The sequence below is a fragment of the Actinomycetota bacterium genome, from assembly GCA_035540895.1.
GTDB lineage: Bacteria > Actinomycetota > JAICYB01 > JAICYB01 > JAICYB01 > DATLFR01.
In genome coordinates this window covers 1-6,332 of the sequence record DATLFR010000245.1, presented here as the reverse complement: position 1 = coordinate 6,332, position 6,332 = coordinate 1, and the positions used below count along the sequence as shown (strand labels likewise).

Here is a 6,332-nt window from a genome sequence, read left to right as displayed (position 1 = left end):
CCCCGTCACCGTCGAGGCGCTCCCGGCGACGGAGCTCTCGGGGTTCGCGCTGCGTGAGGACATGTCCGACACGCTGATAGTGGCGATCAGCCAGTCCGGGACGACCACCGACACGAACCGGACGGTCGATATCGCCCGTGCCCGGGGAGCCCGGGTCATAGCCATCGTCAACAGGCGCGGTTCCGACCTCGTCTCCCGCGCGGACGGGGTCCTGTACACGTCCGACGGTCGCGACGTCGAGATGGCCGTCCCGTCCACGAAGGCGTTCTACGCGCAGGTCGCCGCCGGGTTCCTGCTCGCCGAGGCCCTCGCGTCCCACCTGGGAGCCGCGCCGACCGCCGACCGCACCGAGGTCCTGAGGTCTCTCCGGGAGCTCCCCGAGGCGATGGAGGCCGTGCTCGCGCGACGACAGGAGATAAGCGAGATCGCCTACCGTCACGCGCCCAGCCGCCGGTACTGGGCGGTCGTGGGGAACGGCAACAACCGGGTCGCCGCGGAGGAGGTCCGGATCAAGCTGTCGGAGCTCTGCTACAAGTCCATCGCCTGTGACTTCACCGAGGACAAGAAGCACATCGACCTCTCCTCCGAGCCGCTGATCCTCGTCTGCGCAGCCGGGCTGTCCGGATCGAACGCGGAGGACGTGGCGAAGGAGATCGCCATCTACCGCGCCCACAAGGCGGCTCCCATCGTGGTGGCCAGCGAGGGAGACGCGCGGTTCCCTGCCGCGCTCGATGTGATCCAGGTCCCAGCCGTCCACCCCGAGCTCGCGTTCGTGCTGTCCGCCATGGCCGGCCACCTTTTCGGCTACGAGGCCGCGCTCGCGATCGACGCCCAGGCCCGGCTGCTGCGGGAGGCGCGGGGGGCGGTCGAGGAGACGCTGGAGCGGACCCGGGACCCCGACCAGATCCTGCGCGAGCTGGCGCCGGTCGTCGCGCCGATCGCCGAGAGGTTCTCGGAAGCGCTGCGCCGAGGAGAGTTCAACGGGCACCTGGAGGCGAACACGGCCGTACGGATCGCCTCGCTCCTGAGGTACGCGACAGGGGTATCGCCGCTCGAGATGTACCACCTCGAGAACGGCAAGATCGGGACGCCGAGCGTCGTCATAGAAGACCTCACCGCCGCGCTCACCGCTGGGATCGACGAGCTCACGAGACCGGTCGACGCCATCAAGCACCAGGCGAAGACGGTGACGGTCGGTATCTCCCGGTCCGACGAGACCTTCCTGCAGGCGGAGCTGGTCCAGCAGGCGCTGTCGGTGGGGACGTCGCGCGACCGGCTCAGCTACCGCACGCTGCGCACGCTCGCCGCCCTCGACGCGGCCGTGCGCTCCGTGACCGGGTTCAGCCACTACCGGGTCGGGGGCAGCGGCGAGGGGGGGACCGTCCAGATGACGGACCGCGGCGGGATCGCCGCCGACATCCCCACCCGCACCGAGTCCGACCCCCGCCTGCGCGGGACGAAGGCCAGGGTCGTCGCGGAGAAGGAGGTCCTCGTGACCCGCGGGCGCCGGGACGGACGGACCATCATCCTCATCCCCGAGGTGAAGGGCGTCGAGGTGACCGGTCTCGTCCTGCTGCACGTCGAGCTCGCCGACCGGCTCCCGGCCGCGGAGATGCGGGCGGTGCTCGAGGGGTACCGCGACCGGTACGCCGCCCTGCGGGACCTCGTGACCGAGACCGAACCGCATTTCCGCGACGACCTGCTCGCCGACCTCGACGTCGGCGACCTCTTGATCGGCTCGGTCCAGCTGTTGGCCGAGCGGTGGCGCACGGGCTGACCGCGTTCGGCGGTTAGCCTGGGGTCGTCATGGAACCCGCGCTCACCCCGGCTCAGATGCGCCGTTTCGACCAGGCCGCGATAGCGGCCGGCGTCCGGGGGGCCGAGCTGATGGACCGCGCCGCCCACGCCTGCGCGGTATCCACCCTCAGGCTCTGGGGAGGGGCCTACGGACGGCGCGCCGTGATCGTCTGCGGCAAGGGCAGCAACGGCGGGGACGGCTACGGCGCCGCCCGCCACCTCGCACGTGCGGGTGCCACGGTGACCGTGCTGGAACTCCAGCCCCCCATCGGGGACGCGGCCACGCACCGGGAGATGCTCCGCGGGCTCCCGGGTGTGCGCGTGCTCCGGTGGGACCGCACCGCCTTCGAACGGGCGACGGCCGGTGCGCATGCCGTGGTGGATGCGGTCTTCGGAACGGGGTTCACCGGGGAGCCGACGGGGGTGGCGCGGGAGGCGATGGTCGCGATGGGGGAGGCGCGCGTCCCGGTCGTCTCGGTGGACATCCCGTCCGGCGTGGACGGATCGACGGGCGCCGTGACCGGCGCCGCCGTCCGGGCGGACGTGACGGTAGCGATCCAGGCGCTCAAGGTGGGGCACGTCGCCGTGCCCGGCTCCCTCAGATGCGGACGCATCGACGTGGCCGATATCGGGATCGACGTAGGGGATGCGTCCGTGTGGGTGCCCGGCGCCGCCGATGTCGCCGAGGTGCTCCCTCCGCTCGAGGAGGACACCCACAAGTACCGGGTCGGCGCCCTCGGTGTCCTGGCCGGGTCGGAGGGGATGACAGGCGCCGCGGTGCTCGTGGCGCGGGCGGCGCTGCGGTCGGGGGCGGGCCTGGTCGTCCTGGGGCTCCCGCGGTCGTCGCTGGACGTGGTCGAGGCGGCCGTCCCGGAGGCCGTGAAGGTCGGCCTCCCCGACGCGGAGGGCCGGCTGGGAGCCAAGGCCTTCGACGAGTTCGCCGACCGGCTCCCGAAGCTGAGCGGGCTCGCGATCGGACCCGGTCTCGGCCGAGGTCCGGGGCCGGTGGAGCTCGTCGCGAGGGCGCTCGAGACAGATCTCCCCCTCGTGGTCGACGCCGACGGTCTCTGGGCGCTGGCCGAGGTGGGCAGCGACGCGATGAGCTCCCGCGGCGCGGCCACCGTGCTCACCCCCCACGGGGGCGAGGCGGCTCGGCTGCTCGGGCGCGAGCTAGGGCCCGACCGGCTGGCCGCCGCCCGTGAGCTGGCGTCCTCCTGGCGCTCGGTCGTCCACCTGAAGGGGCGCCGGGCGGTCACGGCGGCCCCGGACGGGACCTGCTGGGTGAACGTGACCGGCAACCCCGGGCTCGCCACGGGCGGGACGGGAGACGTGCTCACCGGCGTGGCCGGGGCGCTCGTGGCGCGCGGAGCCGACCCTGCGGCCGCCACCTGGGCAGCCGCGTGGCTGCACGGCACCGCGGGGGATATCGCGGCCGCACGGCTCGGCCGGTCTGCGATGGCTGCCGGCGACGTGGTAGACGCGCTTCCGCTCGCGCTGCGGCGGACCTCGCGTCGGACACCGCCGTACCCGATGCGCACCGTCGTGGAGGCGCCTTGACGCGGTGGAGGCCGACGGTTGCCGAGGTGGACCTCGGGGCGATCGCCGCGAACTGTCGGGCGCTGCGCGGACTGCTGCGGCCCGGCACGGCCCACCTGCAGGTCGTCAAGGCGAACGCGTACGGCCACGGCGACGTGGCCGTCGCGTCCGCCTGCGTGGACGCCGGGGTCGACCGTCTCGGCGTGGCTCTCGTGGAGGAGGGGGTCCGACTGCGCGACGCGGGGATCGACGTGCCGATCCTCGTGCTCGGCGAGACGCACCCCTCGGCCTGCAAGGAGGTCGTCGCGCACCGACTCACCCCCAGCATCTCGACGCTCGACGCGGTCGAGGCGCTCGCGACGGCGGCTGCCGCGTACGGGGAACGTCTCCCGGTCCACGTGGTGGTCGATACCGGGATGCACAGGGAGGGCGCCCCGCCCGAGCAGGCCCTGGACCTCGTGCGGGCGGTCGTGGACGAAGGGGCCCTCGAGCTCGAGGGACTGTGGAGCCACCTGGCCGCGGCCGAGGAGCCCGACCACCCGTCCATCGGGCTGCAGGTGCGACGGTTCCAGCAGGTCTGCGAGGAGGTAGAGGCGGCCGGGGTGGAGGTCCCGGTGAGGCATCTGGCCAACTCCGCCGCGACCATCGCCCGGCCCGACTCGCACCTCGACATGGTCCGGACCGGCATCGCCTGCTACGGGCTCTACCCCGCGGACCGGATGCGGTCGCTCGTCGAGCTGCGGCCGGCGATGCGCGTGACGAGCGCGGTTGGGCTGGTCCGCCGGGTGCGCGCCGGTGAGGGCGTCTCGTACGGGCTCACGTGGGCTCCCAGCACCGAGACCACGATCGCCACCGTCCCGATCGGCTACGCGGACGGCTTCGCCCGTCCGCTCTCCAACCGGGGCTGCGTGCTCGTCGGCGGGAAACGGCGCCGCGTGGCCGGAACGGTGACGATGGACACGATCATGGTCGACTGCGGCGACGACGAGGTGGCGCCGGGAGACGAGGTCGTGCTCCTGGGGCGGCAGGGCGCCGAGGAGATCACCGCCGACGAGATCGCCGCCGCCCTGGGCACGATCAGCTACGAGGTCGTCTGCTCGGTGGGGGCCCGGGTCCCCCGGGTGCACCTGTCATGAGGCGACTCCTGGTCGCTTTCGCCCTGCTCCTCGCCGGGTGCTCCACCGGCGAGAGCCGGGTGGCGGGGGATGTCCGCAACGTGAGCGACGTCACGGTCAACCTTCGCGTGGAGCCGGCCCGGGCGAAGCCGGGCGCAGCCGTCCGCATGACCCTGTCCCTCATGAACAACTCCGGACGGCCGCGCACCCTGACCTACCCGACCTCCCAGCGCTACGACTTCTGGGTCACGAGTGGAGGCCGGGAGATCTGGCGCTCGTCGTCTGAGCGCATGTTCGGACAGGCCCAGGACCAGGAGGCGCTTCAGGGCCAGTCCGGGACGCGCTACGCCGAGACGTGGACGCCCACCGCAGAGGGGACCTACGTCGTGCACGCCGAGCTGAAGGCTGAGGGGTTCGAGGGGGAGCTCTCGACCGAGATCGCGGTGGAGGCGTCCTGATGGGGGGCCGGCCCCGAGGGAAGGCCCGGACGGGCCTCCTCGCCCTGGGGACCCTGGCCGCCGGCGCGGTCGTCGGCGCCGCGGTCGAGGAGGTGGTCTACCGCCGCCTGCTCGGCGCCCGCGACCGCGCGGGAGCCGAGCGGTTCGGGTCCGTCCGCGGGGAGGTCGTGGAGGCGACCAGCTTCGACGGGACCCGGCTGCACTGCCGGGTCCACGGACCCGCGGACGCGCCCGCGATCGTCTTCCTCCACGGGTTCACGCTGTCCTCGGACATATGGCACTACCAGGTGCGCGAGCTAGCCGCAGAGGGCCGGTACCGGGTCGTCGTCTACGACGCGCGCGGACACGGCCGGTCTGGTCCGGCGCGCGGTCCGGACGGGCAGACCGCGTTCACGCCGGACACGCTGGGTCGGGACCTGTGGGCCGTCCTCGAGGCGGCGACGGCCGGCCGAGCGCTCGTGGTGGGGCATTCCATGGGCGGGATGACGGTCCAGGCGCTCGCCTCGTTCGGTGAGGACTTCCCGGTGGAGATGGGCGGGGTCGTCCGAGGCCTGGTCCTGCTGAACACGACGTTCACCGCCAGCCTCGGGCTGTGGCGCGCGGGTGCGCCCCGGCTCCAGGGGCTGCGGAAGGCGGCGCTCGCGTCGTGGGAGCTGCTGGCCCGTCACCCTCGTCGCATCGACCGCGTCCGCCTCCCCGCGAGCGACCTGGCGATGCTCGCCGCGCGGCTCGGGTTCGGGCGAGGGGCTTCGCCCGCGCACGTCGCCCTGACCATGAAGCTCATGAGCGCGACACCCACCGACACCCTCGTCGCCGCGGTCGGGGGGCTGGCCGAGTTCGAGTCGATCGAGAACCTGGCCGCCATCGACGTTCCGACGCTGGTCGTCGCGGGCGATCGCGACCTAGTGACACCGGTGTGGCTCGCGCGGGAGATGTCCGAACGCATCCCGGACGCTCAGCTCGTGGTCCTGGAGGGGGCCGGTCATATGGGCATGCTGGAGCGTCCGGACGAGCTGACCGACCTGATCCGGACCTTCGCCGACAAGGTGCTGCAGTGATCACCGACGTGGAGGGCGTCCAGGTCGGACACTACACAGACCCCGTCGCCCGGACGGGCTGCACGGTCGTCCTGCTGCCTGCCGGAACCACCGGGGCCTACCGCATCACGGGTGCGGCTCCCGCGACACGGGAGACCCACGTGATGGACCCCTCCAACCTCGTGGCGCAGGTGCACGCGTTCGTCCTCAGCGGCGGGAGCGCCTTCGGGCTGGCCGCCGCGGACGGGGTGATGCAGCTCCTGGCCGAGCGCGGGGTGGGCGTGGCCTTCGGGGGCGCGGTCGTCCCCATCGTCCCCGCGGCGGCCAGCCCGAAGGCGCTCCCGCCGCTGAGGACGAACGCGTGCACCTGCGCCACGAGGTTGGAGGGG

General features: G+C 73.2%; 6 protein-coding genes. All 6 read left to right on the top strand.

The window, feature by feature from the left end:
* A partial coding sequence (locus VM840_13840; protein HVL82666.1) for an SIS domain-containing protein occupies positions 1 to 1,777 on the top strand: 1,777 nt, incomplete at its 5' end.
* A 29-nt stretch (positions 1,778 to 1,806) separates the two neighbouring features.
* Positions 1,807 to 3,354 (top strand): NAD(P)H-hydrate dehydratase, encoded by a 1,548-nt coding sequence (locus VM840_13835; protein HVL82665.1) that lies wholly within the window; start codon positions 1,807 to 1,809, stop codon positions 3,352 to 3,354.
* Entirely contained in the window at positions 3,351 to 4,469 is a 1,119-nt protein-coding gene (alr, locus tag VM840_13830) for an alanine racemase (protein HVL82664.1), read from the top strand. Before VM840_13835 ends, alr begins: the two co-directional genes overlap by 4 nt.
* On the top strand, positions 4,466 to 4,906 hold the full coding sequence (locus tag VM840_13825; protein HVL82663.1) for a BsuPI-related putative proteinase inhibitor: 441 nt from the start codon (positions 4,466 to 4,468) through the stop codon (positions 4,904 to 4,906). The genes alr and VM840_13825 overlap by 4 nt, the downstream gene beginning before the upstream one ends.
* Positions 4,906 to 5,964 (top strand): alpha/beta fold hydrolase, encoded by a 1,059-nt coding sequence (locus VM840_13820; GenBank protein ID HVL82662.1) that lies wholly within the window; start codon positions 4,906 to 4,908, stop codon positions 5,962 to 5,964. The genes VM840_13825 and VM840_13820 overlap by 1 nt, the downstream gene beginning before the upstream one ends.
* On the top strand, positions 5,961 to 6,332 hold a 372-nt coding region (locus VM840_13815), incomplete at its 3' end, for a P1 family peptidase (protein ID HVL82661.1). The genes VM840_13820 and VM840_13815, both read left to right, overlap by 4 nt.